The sequence below is a fragment of the Haliea alexandrii genome (genome assembly GCF_003719295.1).
Lineage (GTDB): Bacteria > Pseudomonadota > Gammaproteobacteria > Pseudomonadales > Halieaceae > Haliea > Haliea alexandrii.
The window spans coordinates 666,051-682,788 of record NZ_RFLW01000001.1; the positions used below are offsets into that span (position 1 = coordinate 666,051).

Genomic DNA, 16,738 nt, shown 5'->3' on the forward strand with positions numbered 1-16,738 from the left:
GTGGACAAGCGCGCACACGCCATCGTCAACCCCATTCATTCTCTCAACCTGCTCTCGCAGGCGGAAATAGAGGCCTTCACCACCACCCGCGGGGAGCTGTTCGACCTCTACCGGCGCTGTGCACTGGCGATTCTCAACACTGATAGCAACAAGGACGACGCAGCGAAGATCTACGCCGACTTCTCGGACTTCGACCTGCACTTTGTGCCACAGCCACGCGGCTTGCGCCTGGAAGTGTTCAATGCCCCGGCGCAGGCCTTTGTTGACGGGCGCATGATTCGTGGCCTGCGGGAACACCTGTTCGCCGCGCTCCGTGACATCGTCTACACGGAGATTCGTCACGCGGCTCAGTCGGTAGACGGCGCGGCAGACCCTACCGATCAGGTGTTTCGTATTCTGCGCAACGCCGATGTTGTGCGCCCCAACCAGGAGCCCCGCCTCGTGGTGTGCTGGGGCGGCCATGCCATTCCGCGCGACGAGTACGACTACGCCAAGGCAGTGGGTTACGCGCTGGGCTTGCGCGGCCTGGATATCGTCACTGGCTGCGGTATTGGTGCCATGAAGGGCCCGATGAAGGGCGCCGCTGTTGGCCACGCCAAGCAGCAAATCAAGAGCGGCCGCTATGTCGGTATCAGTGAACCCGGCATTATCGCCTCAGAGTCCCCCAACGCGATCGTCAACGAACTGGTGATCATGCCCGATATCGAAAAGCGGCTGGAAGCCTTTGTGCGGCTGGCGCACGCGATTGTAGTGTTTCCCGGGGGTGTCGGGACGGTGGAGGAAATCCTGTACCTGCTGTCTATCCTGATGCATCCCGACAACGCGCAGAGTCTGCCGCTGGTATTCGCGGGGCCGCAGCGCTGTGCCGAGTACTTCAGTGAGCTGGAGAGGTTCCTTGTCGGTTGCCTGGGAGAGGGTGTTCGCGATCATTACCGGGTCATACTGGGTGCCCCCGATCAAGTGGGCGCAGCCGTGCGCAAGGCGGTGCAGACCCAGCACGTGCGGCGACGCAAGTTGCAGCAGGCCTACTATTTCAACTGGGAACTGGCGATTGCCCCGGCGCTGCAGCGGCCTTTTCTGCCCACCCACGAGAACATGGCGGCGCTTGACCTGCGTTCGGCGCTACCCGGTCACGAGCTTGCCAGCCAGTTGCGCTGTGCGTTTTCAGGCCTGGTGGCGGGGAATGTAAAGACCTTCGGCATTGAGCAGGTGGCGCGTCACGGGCCGTACCAGTTGCACGGCGACGCCGTGTTACTTCAGCACATGGACCGCCTGCTGCGTCTGCTGGTCAAGGAGAAGCGCATGAAACTGGGTGAGGGTGAGTTCGACTATCAGCCCTGCTATCGCATTTGACCGTCGTTTTCCTCGATACGCACCCGGTCGCGGCCGGCGGCCTTGGCCGCATAGAGCGCCTGGTCAGCACGCTGAATCAGTTCATCCGGTGTGCCTTTCTCCGCAGGCCAGGCAGTGGCGCCACCGACACTGACAGTCAGGTAGTCTGAAACCGGACTGTTGGCATGGGGGATTTTCAACTCCTTCACCAATGAGCGGATACGCTGAGCCACCTGCGTCACGGCGCCCACGTCGGCACCGGGTAGCAGTGCCAGAAACTCCTCGCCGCCGTAGCGCGCCACGAGGTCTTCATCGCGCAATACGCCGGACTGCAGCGCTTCGGCCACCTTGCGCAGGCACTCGTCCCCGGCGATGTGGCCAACGGTGTCGTTATATTGTTTGAAGCAGTCAATATCCAGCATGATGATACTGACGGGTGCGTGCTGCTCGGCGCACTGCGCCCAGGTGCTGCCCAGGTTTTCATCCAGAAAGCGTCGGTTGGCAAGCCCGGTGAGGCTGTCGATGCGGGAGATTTCCTGCACCTTTGATAGTGCAATCTGCAGTTCGCGCGTTCGCCGGTTGACCAGAAGCTCAAGCTGTCGCTCGCGCAGCATGGCGCGACGAATGGCCAGGAGGTAGAGGCGATGGGCGAGCAGCACTGTAAGCAAGCCGGCGATGATCCGGAACCACCACGTCTGGTACCAGAACGGTGCGCGGTATATGTCCAGGTTCACTTCCGCGCCGCGTGGCGATGCGTCCTGGGCGGCGTCGTGGTTGGATGCGGCAATCCGCAGGGACAGAGACCCCGCAGGCAGGCCGGTAAAGTAGGCGGTGCGCCGGCTGCCAACCCGGTGCCAGTCGCGGTCAAAGCCTTCCAGCAGGTATTCGAAGCGCAGTGTGTGTGGCGCACCCAGTCGCGGCACCGTGTAGTCCACTTCCAGGGTGGAGGCATCGGCGGGCAGCAGCAACGGGTCCGCGAGAGGGATACGCTCGCCGTTCACACGCACCGCCTCAATCAGCGGCGGCGGCGGAGGCGGCAGGGTGCTGAAATCTCCCGGCACGACAGCCACCAGCCCCTGGTTGGTCGGGAACCAGAGCCGCCCATCGCGTGCCTTCCAACCCGCGGGCTGAAAGCCACCGAGGAACTGGGCGGAGAGCAGTCCGTCGGTTTCATCGTACAGCCTGGCCCGGAAGCGTTTCGACTCGCCGCGCGCGACCGCGTTCAGCGCCGCGCGCTCAACCGAGACCAGCCCGTCGGCACCGCTCATCCACAATCGTCCGGCGTCATCCTCGAGAATAGCCAGCACGGAGAGCTGCGGCAGGCCGTGCTCCAGCGTGAACTGAAACAACTGGTCTCCCTCCAGTCGTGACAGCCCCGACTCTCTGCTACCTATCCAGACCACACCTTCAGCATCGGTATACGTTGTGCTTACCAGGTTACTGCCCAGGCCTTCTTCTTCGGTCCAGAGCGTATAGCCGTCTCCTGTGAGTTGCATCAGGCCACCGTTGCTGGTGAGCCAGAGGCGCCCCAGCGCATCGCTGCGGATCTCCCGGAGCAACGTGGCCGGCAGGCTTGTTTCCTCAACAAAGCGCTTCCTGCGCGCGTCAAACCATACCAGCCCGCCATCGGTGACGACCCAGAGGCGACCGCTGGCATCGCGTTGCAGTCCCATAACGTGGCTATTGATCAGGCCTTGTTCCTTGCTGTACTGCGTGACTGAGCCGTCGCTGCGCAGGTGGTTCAGCCCCCCGCCAAAGGTGCCTACCCAGAGTGAGCCGTCGGGCTCCGCAAGCAATGATGAGATGTCGTTGCTGGACAGACCCTGGTCGCGGGTGAATTGGGTAACCTCATGATCGGTGCTCAGGCGGAATAGTCCGCTGCCTTCGGTGCCCGTCCAGATGCTGTCGTCCGGGGCTTGTGTGACCACGAAGGTGGCGGCAGCAAGGCCCTCCGCCGGGCCAAATTGCAGGAAGTCGCTGTCGCGCAGGCGGTGAACACCGTGCATGGTCGCCGCCCAGACGTTGCCCTCGGCATCCTCGGTCAGCTCGAAAACATAACCTGGCTGCTTGGTGGCGAGCGGGAAGGCCTCCAGAACGCCATTCTCTCTCACCCGCCAGAGGCCATCGCCATAAGTTCCCAGCCACAGATTGCCGTGGCGGTCGCGCAGCGCCGAATGCAGAGTCATCCCCGTCTGCAGCGCCGCACTCTCGTGGACTATCGGCCCGGACTCGGTCAGGCGGTAGGTGGTACCTGCCGCCGTCGCCGCCATGGGCCCGAGCTCGGGGTCATTGTGGAGCAGGTGTACCTGGGTCGAATCCAGGCCGCTGCCCTCGGTGAAGTTGGTGAAGCGGGCACCGTCAAAGCGACTGAGCCCGTTGGTCAGGGTGCTTACCCAAATGGCGCCGCCCGGTTCTTCCAGCAGGCGGAAAGTCCGGTTGTCCACCAGGCCATCATCCTGCGTCCAGCTGCGCATCTCCTTGCCGCGCAGTCGCGACAGGCCCTGGCTGGTTGCGAACCACAGTGTGCCGTCGGCGGCGGGCAGCACATCGTGCACAATGTCGTCGCTGAGCCCCTCCGCTGTTGTATACGCCGTGAACGCCCCGTCGACATAATGCAGGACACCTCCGCCGTAGGTGGCGAGCCACATGCTGCCGTCATCGAGGATTTCGATGTCGCGGATGTCGTTGGAGCGAAAAGCCGGTTGATTCTGCTTGTTGAAGAGCGTGAAGCTGACGCCGTCGAAGCGCGCCAGGCCGTTCTTGGTTCCCAGCCAGAGGAAGCCTTCCTGGTCAGACCTGGCAATCCAGACGGTATCGGAGGGCAGGCCCTCCTCGCGGCCGAAGCGGTCGAAGAGGTACTGGCTGGGCAGGCGGTCCGGGTTCAGCGCAAAGCCGGAAGGCGATAGCAGGCCCGCCAGCAGCAACCACGAGAGGGGTAGCCAGTTGCGCAGTAACCGGATTGTTGTGCGTGAAGAGTTCAGGATGGAGCCACCATCTTGCCAAGCGAGGCAGGATACGTCAGTGGCGTACAGGCCACAACGTGTTACATCAGTTGCTGTGACCCTGTTCGCGTTCTGGCAGGGTCAATCCGTGGTCGCGTCCCGGCGCACCAGCCATGCGGCGAGTTGTGCCGCCTTGTCTGTGAGATAGTTGCGCGCGCGGGCCAGCCAGCCCTGCTCCGTGCGCAGCGCGTAGTCCTCGTGAGCACGTGAAATCACATAGGCGTGGATGTTGTCTACCTGCGCGGCATCGAGCACATCATCAAAGCGTGGCATGCCGGCCTGCTCCATCAGACCTTCCCGGACCACAGCGGCAAAGTTCTCGTGCCACACCGGTGCCAGATAGCGCAGGTCGGGGATGGAGCCGTCACCTACCACGTCCGCGCCGTGGCAGCGGGCACAGAAGCGGTTGAACAGGTTGCGCCCTTCGGCGATCTGGTCCTCGCTCGCCTCCGGCATGGGGGGTGGCGAGGGGCGTTCGACGGTGGGTGTCACGGGCAGTGCGCCGGATGCGCCGAGTTTGAAAGCGACCAGCCGGTTGTTGGGGTTGCCGGTGGGGTAAGTCTTGCCCATGTTCATCATCAGTGCCCCGCCGCGCCCGGCCGTGACCGCGATGTATTGCTCGCCGTTGACCCGATAGCTGATCGGCCCGGCCATGACACTGGTCTCCATCGGGAAGGTCCAGAGCAGCTCGCCAGTATCGGCGCGTACGGCGATGAAGCGCCCGTCCGAGGTGCCTTGGAACACCAGGTTGCCGCCGGTGGCCAGTACCCCGCCATTGTGCGTGTAGGGGTGGGGCAGCTTCCAGGCCGCTTGCTGGCGTACCGGGTCCCAGGCCAGCAGGCTGGCCTTGGGCAGGTGCGTAAGCATGGCCTGGGTGAAGGCCTGGGAGTAGGCCTCACCGGTGAGTTCGTAGCCGGTGTTGTAGTGGCGCCGCAGGTGCTTGTAGTCAACGGCATCGATCTCGTTAAACTCCATGCCCATGTCCAGCTCCGGGATGTACAGTAAACCGGTATCCGGGCTGTAGGCCATGGGGTGCCAGTTGTGCCCGCCCATGGCGGAGGGGAACACCATGGCGGGCTCACCGTCGTAGTCCTGCCCCGGGTTTTCCTGGGGACGGCCGGTATCAAGGTCGTAGCCACTGGCCCAGGTTACGGTGGTGTAGGGCTCTGCGGAGAGCAGTTTGCCGGTTTCGCGGTCCACGATGTACACAAAGCCGGCCTTGGGCGCATGCAGTATCACTTTGCGCTGCTTCCCCTCCCAGGGGATTTCCGCGAGTGTCATCTGCTGGCTGGCTGTGTAATCCCAGTTGTCGCCCGGCACCTGTTGGTAATGCCAGAGGTATTCTCCGGTATCGGGGTTCAGGGCCACGATAGAGGTGAGATACAGATTGTCTCCGCCCCCCGGGCTGCGGATGCGCCGGTTGTGCGGCGCACCGTTACCTACGCCAAGGTAGAGCTGGTTGAACTCGGGGTCGTAGACGATGCTGTCCCACACCGTGCCGCCGCCGCCATACTGCCACCACTCGCCATTCCAGGTTTCAGCCGCGCGCTCCATGGCGGCGTTCTCAAAGCCGTCGGCAGGGTTGCCGGGCACGGTGTAAAAGCGCCAGGCCAGTTCCCCGCTGGCGGCATCGTAGGCGCTGACGAAACCGCGAGTGCCAAACTCGGAGCCGCCATTGCCAATAAATACCTTGCCCCGGGCCACACGCGGCGCGCCGGTGATGGAGTAGGCCTGGTTCGGGTCGGTGGTCTGTGCCGACCAGCGCAGGGTGCCGGTGGCGCGGTCGATGGCGATGAGTCGGCCGTCCAGCGTGCCGATATACAGCAGGTCGTCCCAGGCGGCGAGCCCGCGGTTCAGCACACCACAACAGGCCGTAATGCTTTTACTGCGCGGCACCTCGGGGTCGAAGGACCAGAGCATGTCGCCACTGGCGCCGTCTACCGCGTAAACAGTGTTCCAGGCGCCGCTGAAGTACAGAATGCCGTCGATTGCCAGGGGCGTGGACTGCAGGCCGAGGTGCGTGTCGGTTTCAAAGTACCAGGCCATGCCCAGATCCGACACATTGCCGGCATCAATCTGATCCAGCGGTGTGAAGCGTTGTTCGCTGTAATCGCGGCCGTAGCTCAACCAGTTGTCCACATCGTTGCCGGCGGCGAGCAGGCGCGCTTCAGTAACGGGTTCAGCACTTGCCAGGCCAGTAAACAGGCTGGCGAAAAGACAGGATATAGCGAGGAAACGCATGCGATCAGGCACTCTTGCGGATTATCGTTGGGGTCAATTCTGACCTATTGGGCCGGAAAAACCCGGTTGTGGCCATGCTTCCCGGCAGCGCCCCGGGACGTGGCGTAAATACTTGAACTTTCCCGGGTGCCGGGTCACGTCGCCTCCGCGGGCGTGGGTTCATTGTTTTCCGCCGTGGCCGCTTGTGGATAGATCACGTCGGCGATGTGGAGAATACGCTTGGCGCTGTCTTCAAGCAGGGCCACCACATGCAGCCTGCGTGTGGCCTCTGGTGCGCTCAGCAGGCCAGAGCCGATCTGCTCCAGCAACTCGGCCCGCCGCTGTCGGCGCAGGCGTTTCAGTAGCTGCTTGCGCTCCAGGCGCGCCTCCAGGGTCATTTGTTTGAGTTCGCCGCTGCGCATGAGGCCCAGCAGTGCCTCCTGCAGAGCGGGAGTCAGCGCTGCGTTAATGTCTGCTTGCGGAATTTCCGCCAGTTCCAGGAACAGGTCGCGCAGTTGCATGCACTCTTCGCGCACCCAGTTCAGGTTGAGAAACTGCTCGGACAGGCCGTTGTCGAGGTGCTGGGCACCAATGCGGTTGCCGTATTCGGCGATTGCCGCCAGCAGCACACCGGTGTGCAGTGTTTCTTCTGCCGCCGGTTCCCGGTCCGGATCGATGATTATTCCCCCGCGCGAGAGCAACTGCTTGAACACGCGCTTGATTTCGGAGTGCATGGCATTCACGCCCATCGCCGGCAGGGCCAGCACCGTGTCGTCGAGGTAGCGTAGCCGTTCGGAGGTCAGTTCGGGCTGCTTCACCCAGCGCTCTACCAGGCGCAGCAACCGGTCCGCAAGCAGCCACATCAGCAGCAGGCCGAGCAGGTTGAACAATGTGTGGAAAAGCGCCAGCCCGGTGCTGATATTGGTGCGCCCGCCACCGCCGCCGGAGAGCTGCTCTGACACCCACCACAGCGGGCCCAGCAGGATCAGCGCAATCAGCCCCGTGAACAGTTTTTCCGCGACATGCACCAGCGCCAGGCGGCGCGCGTTTGCCGTGGCACCAATGCTGGCCAGCAGGCTGGTAGCGGTGGTGCCGATGTTGGCACCGATGACGAGTGAGGCGCCCAGCAACGGCGTTAGCACCCCCGTTACCGATGCGGTGAGCACGATGGCCAGCGCCGCGGAGGACGATTGAATCAGGGCGGTGAGCAGGGCGCCGAACAGCACGCCGAGCACAATGCCGATGGCCCCGGAGGTTCCCAGGCGTTCAATGGGTATCCAGTCGGCAACGTCAATGAAGGCATCGCGCAGCATGCCCAGGCCGAGAAACAGCAGGCCAAAGCCCGCGAGGGCGATGCCGATATGTGCTGCGCGACGGTTGTTGCCAAACAGTTTGAGCAGCATACCGAGGCCAATCAGCGGCAATGCCACCACCTCAACCTTGATGCGCAGGCCGATGAGGGCGACGATCCAGGCCGTCATGGTGGTGCCCACGTTGCTGCCGAAGACCACCCAGGCAGCCTGTTTCAGCCGCAGCATGCCGGCGTTGGTGAACCCCAGAGTGGCAACGATGACGGCGCTGGATGACTGTACGACGGCGGTAATGCCGAAGCCGGCGAGCGCCGCGCGCAAGCGGGTGCGGGTGGAGCGTTCCAGAAATCCCTGCAGTGCGTTGCCGGCGGCGGCTTTGAGACCGTCGGTCATCATGGACATGCCCAACAGCAGCAGCCCCAGCCCCCCGAGGGACAGCGTCATTGTCATCCAGGCCATGGTGGGCTCACCGCGGGCGCTGTGACCTGGGCGCGGAAATCATCGGGCACCGCCACCACCCGGTGTGTCTGGTAGTCGAAGAACAGCAGGGTGGTTGCGACCCGCGCAATCTCCTCGCTGCTGTCGTCCTTGCTGATGCGGTAGACGAACTGGAAGCTTTTCTGCTCAACCTCACGCGCCCCCAGTTCCACCCGCAGCCGGTCGCCATAGTCCGCTTCCGCCAGGTAGGCGGTTTCCGCGTGCGCCATGATCAGCCCCGCCTCTTCGAAGGCGATCGCCTTGCTGTGGCCGAGCTGGCGGATAAAGCGCAATTGCGCCTCCATGGCAATGGAGAGCAGGCGGTCGGCGCCCAGGTGGTTGGCCGCATTCACGTCGCTGTAGAGCACGTCATAGTGGGTTGCGAAGAGAAAGTGTTCGGGCAGGATGATGGTTCTACGTGGCATGGCCAGGCTCGTCCGGTTTCTGGGGTGGCGAGCGCAGTCTAGCGCTGGTAGGTCCAATTTGCATGATGCGTACCCGAGCGGGCCTGCCGTCGGTACGCGGGCGACGGGCTCTGTGGCGCCTCTGGTTACTTAAATAGGTCATAATAAGGGGATCGGGCAGCAATATAGTCCATATATATCGCAACTTTCTCCCTTTGACGGGTAGCACGGCGAGCGTAGTCTGCTCGGCTACTATAAGAGTTCCGACCGCGCACCGCAGCCGGAACCCCGCAATCACGTGTTCGACAGGAGTACGCCCCATGGCGACAACCCAGCAATCCCAGGAACCCAATGCCGTGCAGCAGGAAATTGCGGCGATGATGGAACGCGCTCGCGTGGCTCAGGCAGCGATCGAGCATTACACCCAGGAGCAGGTGGACGAGCTGATTACCGCCATGGTCTGGTCGGTGGCGCGTGAAGGTGTTTCGGAAAAAATTGCCCGTTTTACGGTAGAGGAAACCCAGCTCGGTAACTACGACGGCAAGTTCCTCAAAATCCACCGCAAAACCCGTGCAACGCTCATGGATATTCTCCACGACAAATCCGTGGGCGTGATCGAGGAAGACCCGGTACGCAATATCATCAAGATTGCCAAGCCGGTGGGCGTGATCGGTGCGCTGTCGCCGTCCACCAACCCGGAAGCGACCCCGGTGATCAAGGCCATCTCCGCAGTAAAGGGCCGCAACGCCATCATCATTGCACCGCACCCGCGCGCAAAGCTGACCAACAAAATGATCTGCGATTACATGCGCGAGGCCATCGTTGCCATGGGCGCGCCGGCGGACCTGGTGCAGAGCATCGATGTGCCCTCGCTGGACAAGACCAACGAGCTGATGCGCCAGTGCGACCGCATTCTCGCCACCGGCGGTGAAGCCATGGTGTCGGCGGCCTACTCTTCCGGCACGCCGGCGCTGGGTGTCGGCGTGGGCAACGCGGTGATCACGGTCGATGACACGGCCAATCTTGAGGAAGCCGCAGAAAAGATCCGCATCTCCAAAACACTGGACCTGGCAGCCTCCTGCTCGTCGGACAACGCCGTGCTGGTGTTTGAATCCATCTACGACGAGTTCCTGGAAAAACTCAAGCACGAGGGCGGTTTTATTGTCGACGGGGATGACAAATCGAAGCTGCAGAGCGTGATCTGGCAGGACGGGCACCTGAATGCCGCCATCGTTGCCCAGCACGCCACCACCATCGCCGGGCGTGCCGGCATTGATCTGCCGGAGGGCAAGCAGTTCTTTATCGTTCCGGAAGTGGGGGCTGGCCCGGATTACCCGTTTTCCGGTGAAAAACTCACGGTCACGATGGCCTTGTACAAGGTGCGCGACATCGACGAGGCCATCGAGCTGACCAACCGTATTCAGGCCTATCAGGGCCAGGGTCACAGCTGCGGTATCTACTCCAACAACGACGACAACATTCTGAAGCTGGCCCTCGCCACGCGCACCTCGAGGGTGATGGTGAACCAGCCACAGTCTGCGTCCAATAGCGGCAACCTGTGGAACGGCATGCGCCAGACCTTCTCGCTGGGCTGCGGTTCGTGGGGCGGCAATAGCATCAACCACAACATTACCTGGCGCGACCTCATCAATGAAACCTGGGTGTCCAAACCGCTGGCGCAAACCAAGGTGATACCGCCTGACGCAGAGCTGTTCGGCAAAGTGATAGACCGCTTCTGAGGAGGGTTGACCATGGATTTTTCCATCTCTGAAGAGCAGCAGGCGTTTGTCGACAGCGCCCGTGCGTTTTCCGATGGTGTGCTGGCGCCGCAGGCGGCGCAGTGGGACGAAGAGTCCTTCTTCCCCAAGGATGTGCTGCGCCAGGCCGGAGAGCTGGGCTTTATGGGCATGTACACGCCTGAAAGCGCGGGTGGCCTTGGCATGGGGCGTCTGGATGCGAGCCTGATTGTGGAGGAGCTGGCGCGCGGTTGCACCACCACCGCCGCCTTCCTCACCATTCACAACATGGCGACCAGCATGATCGGCCATTACTGCAGCGACGCTGTGATCGAGGCCTGGTGCCCCGAGCTGGTCAGCGGCGAGAAGCTGGCCTCCTATTGTCTTACAGAGCCCGGCGCGGGTTCCGACGCCGCCTCCCTGCGCACCTCCGCCCGGCGCGACGGTGATGACTACGTGATCAACGGCAGCAAGGTGTTCATTTCCGGTGCCGGTGAGACCGACGTGCTGGTGGTGATGCTGCGTACCAGCGACGATGGCGCGCGCGGCATTACCGCGGTTCTGGTGCCGGCGGACGCCGAGGGCATCAGTTACGGCAAGAAGGAAGCCAAGATGGGCTGGAACGCCCAGCCTACCCGCATGGTCACCTTTGACGACGTGCGGGTGCCGGTGGCAAACCGCCTGGGTGCCGAGGGCCAGGGTTTCTCCATCGCCATGATGGGGTTGGATGGGGGGCGCATCAATATTGCCACCTGCAGTGTGGGTACGGCGCAGCAGGCGCTGGAAGAGGCCACGGCCTATGTGCAGGAGCGGCGGCAGTTCGACACGGCCATCGCCGACTTCCAGCACACCCAGTTCAAACTCGCGGACATGCTCACCGAGCTGGTTGCGGCGCGGCAGATGATTCGTCTCGCCGCCAGCAAGCTGGACAACAAGGACCCGCAGGCGACCACCTACTGCGCAATGGCCAAACGCTTCGCAACCGACGTGGGCTTTCAGGTCTGCAACGATGCCCTGCAGTTGTTCGGCGGCTACGGTTACATCCGCGAATACCCCATGGAGCGCCACGTGCGCGACACGCGAGTGCATCAGATACTCGAGGGTACCAATGAAATCATGCGCGTCATCGTGGGGCGCAAACTGTTAATGGAAGGCGCACTGGAGGTCATCAAATGAGCCTGAGTACATCGGAAAAATTGAAAGTCGAGGTTCGCGGTCACACCGCGCTGGTTACCATCGACAACCCGGCGGCCAACACCTGGGACACCGAGAGCCTGCCCGCCCTGCGCGATCTGGTCGCGGCCCTGAACAGCAATCTGGATATCTACGCGCTGGTGCTGACCGGCGCCGGCAGCAAGTTCTTCTCCGCCGGGGCGGACCTCAAGCTGTTTGCCGATGGCGACCCGAAAACAGCCGACCGCATGGCCGGTTTTTTTGGCGAGGCCTTTGAAGCGCTGGCGGATTTCCGCGGCGTTTCCATTGCCGCGGTGAACGGCTTTGCCATGGGCGGCGGTCTGGAAGTGGCGCTGGCCTGCGACCTGCGCATTGTCGAAGAACAGGCGCAACTGGCACTGCCCGAGGCCCGGGTAGGCTTGCTGCCCTGCGCCGGCGGCACCCAGCGCCTGGCCTGGTTGGCCGGTGAGGGCTGGGCCAAGCGCATGATTCTTTGTGGCGAGCGCATCAACGCGGCCACGGCGGAGCGCATCGGTCTGGCGGAAGAAGTGGTCGGCACCGGTGAAGCGCTGGAGCGTGCCCTCGCTCTGGCGGAGCAGGTCTGCGAACAGAGCCCCAGCTCCATCGGGCGCTGCAAGCAGCTGATTCACTCGGCTCGCGACAAGGCGATCGGCGATGGCCTGGCGGCAGAGCGCGAACTGTTCGTCGAGCTGTTCTCCACGGAAGACCAGCGCGAAGGCGTGAACGCGTTTCTCGAGAAGCGCAAACCCGAATGGAAAAACCGCTAAGGATTCAAGCATGTCAGATGCCCCTGTCATCGTTGAGGTTGTGGAATGTGCCGGGCGCAAGCTTGGCCACCTCACCCTTAACGTGCCGAAAACCCTCAATTCACTGACCCTGCCGATGGTCGACACGCTACAGGAACAACTGGACGCGTGGCGCGACGACCAGGAGATTGGTGCCATTCTGATTGACGGCAGCGGCGAGAAGGCTTTCTGTGCCGGCGGCGATGTGCAGGCCCTGCACCGGTCCGCTACCGCGACGCCGGGTGGCCCCTGCGAGGAGGCAGAGGCCTTTTTCGCGCGGGAATACCGCATGAACTATACCCTGCACACCTACCCCAAGCCGATCATCTGCTGGGGGCACGGTATTGTCATGGGCGGCGGCCTCGGGGTAATGGCCGGCTGTTCGCATCGCGTGGTCACCGAGGCCACGCGTATCGCCATGCCGGAAGTCACCATCGCGCTGTTTCCGGATGTGGGCGGCAGCTGGTTCCTCAACCACATGCCCGGCAAATCGGGGCAGTTCCTCGCCCTTACTGGCGCGTCTATCAACGCGGCGGACGCGGTGTTCACCGGTCTGGCGGACCGCTTCATTGCCAGCGAGCATAAGGGCGCAGTGCTGGAACAGTTGCGGCGCAGCAACTGGGCGGATGATTGTGCGGCCAACCACGCGCGCGTGCGGCACATTCTGCGACCGCTCACCGAACAGAGTATTGCCAGTATGCCGGGCGGGCAGGTGGAACCGCACCTGAGCCGGATCAATTCCCTCTGTGACGGCGATGACGTACATCAGATAGTGGACAATATCGTCAATCAACAAACCACCGACCAGTGGCTGTCCCGTGCGCGCGATGGTCTGGCACACGGGTCGCCGCTGGCGGCGCTGTGGATCAGTCGTCAGCTGCAGGAAACCCGGCACAGTTCACTGCGTGAGGTGTTTCAGGCGGAACTGCAGCTCGCCACCAATGTGGTGCGCTACCCCGAATTCGCGGAGGGCGTGCGCGCCCTCCTGCTGGACAAGGACCGCAACCCGGCCTGGGCCTTCAAGAGCACGCGCGAGGTGCCCCAGGCGCTGATCGACGGTTTCTTCACGGCCCCTTGGGCAAACAACCCGCTGGCCGACCTCTAATCGCACAGGAGAGATTCACCATGGCGCAAGTTGCATTTATCGGCCTTGGCAATATGGGCGGGCCTATGGCCACCAACCTGATCCACGCGGGCCACAGCGTCACCGTATTCGACTTGTCGGAGGCGGCCTGTCAGCAGTTGGCGGAGGCGGGGGCGCTGGTGGCCGCGTCAGCCGTCGATGCAGTGGCGGGTGCCGATTACGTGATTTCCATGCTGCCGGCAGGCAAGCATGTGGCCAGTGTGTACCTGGGGGAAGACGGCCTGCTGGCACGCCTGGGCACAGAGACCACCGTACTCGATTGCAGCACCATAGACGCCGAAACCTCACGTGAAGTTGGCAAGGCAGCGGCGGCCCTGGGCATCGGTTTCATGGATGCGCCGGTCTCTGGTGGCGTTGCGGCCGCGGCTGCGGGCACGCTGGCCTTCATGTGTGGCGGCGACGCGGCGACGTTCGAGAAAGCGCGGGTGATTCTGGCGGGCATGGGCAAGAATATCTTCCACGCCGGCCCTGCCGGTGCCGGCCAGGTGGCCAAAGGCTGCAACAACATGCTGCTGGCGATTCACATGATCGGCACCTGTGAGGCGCTGGAAATGGGGGTGCGCAATGGTCTGGACCCGGCGGTGCTGTCGGAAATCATGCTGGCGAGTTCAGGTCGAAACTGGTCGCTGGAAGTCTATAACCCCTATCCGGGCGTGATGGAGAAAGCGCCGGCCAGCAATGGCTACAAGCCCGGCTTTATGGTCGATCTGATGGCCAAGGATCTCGGGCTGGCGATGGATATTGCCAGTCAGAGTGGTGTGGACAACCAGATGGGGCAGCTGGCGCGGGACCTGTATACCCGTCTGCAGGGCGCGGGCATGGGGCAGCAGGATTTCTCCAGTGTGCTCACCCTGCTCGAGCAGAAAAACTGAGGCCAGGTACAGTCCGCGGAGCGCCTGCGCTCCGCGTCTTGTTGGTTAACGTGGCTTGCGCGGTCTCAGGCGTCCCAGGTCTGTTCAGCCCAGACAATAGTGCCGTCGTTATTGCGGTCCCAGGATTTCTGCCCCAAATGGTTGAGCCGTAGTGCGCCGTCGTCTTCCTGGCGGCTTCCTGTAACAGGCCTTGCCTGCAGCACGTAGCCTTTGGCGTCAGCCGATTCGATGGTCAACTGATAGTCGGAAGCCCTGTTAAACAGCCCTTCTCGACGAAAGATTTCAGAGGAGGGCGTCGCTGGCGTGGGCGCACCGTGCTCTGTGGCCCCGGCGTAGGTGCCGCCAAGCGCTAGGTGCTGCTCCATCGCGCCGGCCAGGGCCAGCAGTGCGGCCTTGGCGTTCGAGCGGTTTTCGCCGGCGGAGCGATCCTGGTAGGCGGGTAGTGCCAGAGTGACCGGTATCGCCAGCATCGCCAGAAAAACGACGGCAAGCAATCGGTCGAGCAGCTTGAAACGTTGGGGGGTGGCCGTGCGTGATTGGCGAGTCATCTGAGTGTACCCTCGCTGGGTGTCTAGTTCTCAGGACCTTAGATACACGATAGCGCCGAATTTGACGATGATTTCCGCCAGGCACGTTGCCAGGATGTGATGCGACTCACGTTTCCCGGCACAGGGTCACGACGGGTCGCCCTGCCACCGCATCAGGTTGATGAACTCCCGCCGCGTTTTCGGCCCGTAGGTCTGAAAGTGTGGGTCGGGCGCGCTGCGGTAGGCGGCGCGCTGCAGCGCCACGGAATCGAGGTTGAAGCGCGGCATCAAGTCTTTTACGTGCTGGCCGTAGGGCTGCAGTGCATTCAGCCCGAAAACCTTGGCGCGCAGGGCGGCCGTCATTTTCGGGTAGCCGTACATGGCTTGCAGCTTGTCGGCAATCTGGAAGGTGCGAAACGCCTGTATCTGGTCCTGCGGCGAGCCGTACCAGATGGAGTCGGTGCCCCAGAGCACATTGTCTTCGCCGACGTAGGTGAGCAGCTTGCCCAGGGCGTGTGCGGCGCTGTCCGGGTCGCGCATCAGGTAGCGCCAGGTGCTGCCCATTTCCGCATACACATTGCTGTTGGCTGCGATGTTGTTGTCGCGCAGGGACGTGACCAGGGCGTCCACCCCGTCTTCACGGTTGGGGTCGTAAGGCCCCTCGGCACTGCCCGCAACGTAGCCTGAGTGGTACACCAGAAAGCTCATGTCCGGGTAGCGACGGGCCACCCGGCCGATGTCGGCGCAGGTGGAGTGCTCATAGGACTCTTTGCCGAAGGGCAGGCCCTTGTGAATGGCAACGATTTTCACCCCCAGCTTGCGCGCTTTCTCCAGAAAGGGGATGCCGGTGTCTTCATCGTCCAGCCAGAAGCCTTTCCCATCCGGGCCCCACTGCGTGTAGGTTTTCCACGCGGCAACGCCCCAGTGTTCGGCCAGTTCATCCATGGCGTCCAGATCGCCGTCCTGATTGGGGTTGACGCGGCCGTGCAGAAGCAAGCGGTGCGTGCCCTGCATCTGCTCGACGATTTCCGCCGTGGCCGCCGCTTCCTCGATCGTCAGCGGCTCGGCATCGGAGCGTGAAGGCACGAAGGAAAGCACCATCAGGTCGGTATCCGAGTCGAGGAAAACATCCTGTACGAACTGCTCCGCGTTGAAGCAGTCGAGGTAGGCGCGCCCGGGCCCTTCTCCCGCCGCACAACGGGCGTTGGGTAGACCACTCAGCGGACGGGCAGCGTCCGGCAGTTGTTCAGTCCAGGCGCCGGTGGGATTCACGAAGTGGCCCTGCACATCAAAAATGAACTCGTTGCCGCCCACTTGCGCGGCGGCCAGTTGCTGGTCCCACTGCGCGTCGGGCTCGAGCTCGAAATAGCCACCGCGCTCGCCGCCGCTGGCATAAGCTCGATTGAAGGCCAGCAGCGTGGTGGCGGCACCGCAAGCGCTGGTGAGAAAGGCGCGTCGCCCGAGTCCGCTGTGGCGCGCGGCGGCATCTGCTGCGTTGCGTGCCAGCCGGTTGGCGTGGTGGTGGATCGCCTCTAGCGGGATGGGCATGAACTCGCCGTTGGATGTGGTGTCGAGCTTTATCGGCAGGCGAATGCCGTCTGGGTCCTGTGGGATGCGCAGGGTCATGAGTTTCCTCCGAGTCAGCGGTAGAACTCACGTTATGGTAGAGCATTTTCTCCCATGGGGCAGTGTCGGCGGGACAGGATTGACAGCGTCGAATAGGTGGCGAACGGCT

The 16,738-nt window shown here is 62.9% G+C and carries 12 protein-coding genes; 6 read left to right on the forward strand and 6 right to left on the reverse strand.

The window, feature by feature from the left end; all coding sequences use genetic code 11:
• A complete protein-coding gene (gene ppnN, locus EGJ68_RS03110) occupies positions 1–1,353 on the forward strand; it encodes a nucleotide 5'-monophosphate nucleosidase PpnN (RefSeq protein ID WP_123033073.1) in 1,353 nt (450 codons plus the stop codon).
• On the opposite strand, the gene EGJ68_RS03115 is transcribed toward ppnN, so the two are convergent.
• From EGJ68_RS03115 to EGJ68_RS03130, 4 genes are all read right to left on the reverse strand, one after another.
• The gene (locus tag EGJ68_RS03115) at positions 1,341–4,256 is read right to left on the reverse strand and encodes a diguanylate cyclase domain-containing protein (protein WP_123033074.1); all 2,916 of its coding nucleotides are present in this window, start codon (positions 4,254–4,256) and stop codon (positions 1,341–1,343) included. The genes ppnN and EGJ68_RS03115 overlap by 13 nt on opposite strands.
• Before the next feature lie 159 nt (positions 4,257–4,415).
• Positions 4,416–6,575, reverse strand: a complete 2,160-nt coding sequence (locus EGJ68_RS03120; RefSeq protein WP_123033075.1) for a PQQ-dependent dehydrogenase, methanol/ethanol family — start codon at positions 6,573–6,575, stop codon at positions 4,416–4,418.
• A gap of 134 nt (positions 6,576–6,709) precedes the next feature.
• Entirely contained in the window at positions 6,710–8,323 is a 1,614-nt protein-coding gene (locus EGJ68_RS03125; protein WP_123033076.1) for a Na/Pi cotransporter family protein, read from the reverse strand.
• The gene (locus EGJ68_RS03130) at positions 8,311–8,766 is read right to left on the reverse strand and encodes an acyl-CoA thioesterase (protein WP_123033077.1); all 456 of its coding nucleotides are present in this window, start codon (positions 8,764–8,766) and stop codon (positions 8,311–8,313) included. Before EGJ68_RS03130 ends, EGJ68_RS03125 begins: the two co-directional genes overlap by 13 nt.
• A 299-nt stretch (positions 8,767–9,065) precedes the next feature.
• Between EGJ68_RS03130 and EGJ68_RS03135 the strand changes: the two genes are divergently transcribed.
• From EGJ68_RS03135 to mmsB, 5 genes are read left to right on the forward strand one after another with little or no spacing between them, the layout of a single operon-like run.
• The gene (locus tag EGJ68_RS03135; RefSeq protein WP_123033078.1) at positions 9,066–10,484 is read left to right on the forward strand and encodes an aldehyde dehydrogenase family protein; all 1,419 of its coding nucleotides are present in this window, start codon (positions 9,066–9,068) and stop codon (positions 10,482–10,484) included.
• 12 nt (positions 10,485–10,496) lie between these two features.
• The gene (locus tag EGJ68_RS03140; protein WP_027950956.1) at positions 10,497–11,657 is read left to right on the forward strand and encodes an acyl-CoA dehydrogenase family protein; all 1,161 of its coding nucleotides are present in this window, start codon (positions 10,497–10,499) and stop codon (positions 11,655–11,657) included.
• Positions 11,654–12,442, forward strand: a complete 789-nt coding sequence (locus EGJ68_RS03145; RefSeq protein ID WP_123033079.1) for an enoyl-CoA hydratase — start codon at positions 11,654–11,656, stop codon at positions 12,440–12,442. Before EGJ68_RS03140 ends, EGJ68_RS03145 begins: the two co-directional genes overlap by 4 nt.
• A gap of 10 nt (positions 12,443–12,452) precedes the next feature.
• A complete protein-coding gene (locus EGJ68_RS03150) occupies positions 12,453–13,565 on the forward strand; it encodes an enoyl-CoA hydratase/isomerase family protein (protein WP_123033080.1) in 1,113 nt (370 codons plus the stop codon).
• Positions 13,566–13,585: 20 nt separating this feature from the next.
• A complete protein-coding gene (gene mmsB / locus EGJ68_RS03155) occupies positions 13,586–14,476 on the forward strand; it encodes a 3-hydroxyisobutyrate dehydrogenase (RefSeq protein ID WP_123033081.1) in 891 nt (296 codons plus the stop codon).
• Positions 14,477–14,541: 65 nt separating this feature from the next.
• Here the strand turns inward: mmsB and EGJ68_RS03160 are convergent, their stop codons facing one another.
• Both EGJ68_RS03160 and EGJ68_RS03165 read right to left on the reverse strand, forming a co-directional pair.
• Positions 14,542–15,024 (reverse strand): type IV pilin protein, encoded by a 483-nt coding sequence (locus EGJ68_RS03160; RefSeq protein ID WP_123033082.1) that lies wholly within the window; start codon positions 15,022–15,024, stop codon positions 14,542–14,544.
• A gap of 126 nt (positions 15,025–15,150) precedes the next feature.
• Complete coding sequence (locus EGJ68_RS03165) at positions 15,151–16,629, reverse strand: amidohydrolase family protein (protein ID WP_123033083.1); 1,479 nt, start codon at positions 16,627–16,629, stop codon at positions 15,151–15,153.
• Positions 16,630–16,738 lie beyond the last annotated feature (109 nt).

Coding starts and splice junctions, on each gene's coding strand:
- EGJ68_RS03140 (WP_027950956.1), top strand. CDS start 10,497: ATGGATTTTTCCATCTCTGAAGAGCAGCAGGCGTTTGTCGACAGCGCC.
- EGJ68_RS03150 (WP_123033080.1), top strand. CDS start 12,453: ATGTCAGATGCCCCTGTCATCGTTGAGGTTGTGGAATGTGCCGGGCGC.
- EGJ68_RS03165 (WP_123033083.1), bottom strand. CDS start 16,629: ATGACCCTGCGCATCCCACAGGACCCAGACGGCATTCGCCTGCCGATA.
- EGJ68_RS03135 (WP_123033078.1), top strand. CDS start 9,066: ATGGCGACAACCCAGCAATCCCAGGAACCCAATGCCGTGCAGCAGGAA.
- EGJ68_RS03145 (WP_123033079.1), top strand. CDS start 11,654: ATGAGCCTGAGTACATCGGAAAAATTGAAAGTCGAGGTTCGCGGTCAC.
- EGJ68_RS03125 (WP_123033076.1), bottom strand. CDS start 8,323: ATGGCCTGGATGACAATGACGCTGTCCCTCGGGGGGCTGGGGCTGCTG.
- mmsB (WP_123033081.1), top strand. CDS start 13,586: ATGGCGCAAGTTGCATTTATCGGCCTTGGCAATATGGGCGGGCCTATG.
- EGJ68_RS03130 (WP_123033077.1), bottom strand. CDS start 8,766: ATGCCACGTAGAACCATCATCCTGCCCGAACACTTTCTCTTCGCAACC.
- EGJ68_RS03160 (WP_123033082.1), bottom strand. CDS start 15,024: ATGACTCGCCAATCACGCACGGCCACCCCCCAACGTTTCAAGCTGCTC.
- EGJ68_RS03120 (WP_123033075.1), bottom strand. CDS start 6,575: ATGCGTTTCCTCGCTATATCCTGTCTTTTCGCCAGCCTGTTTACTGGC.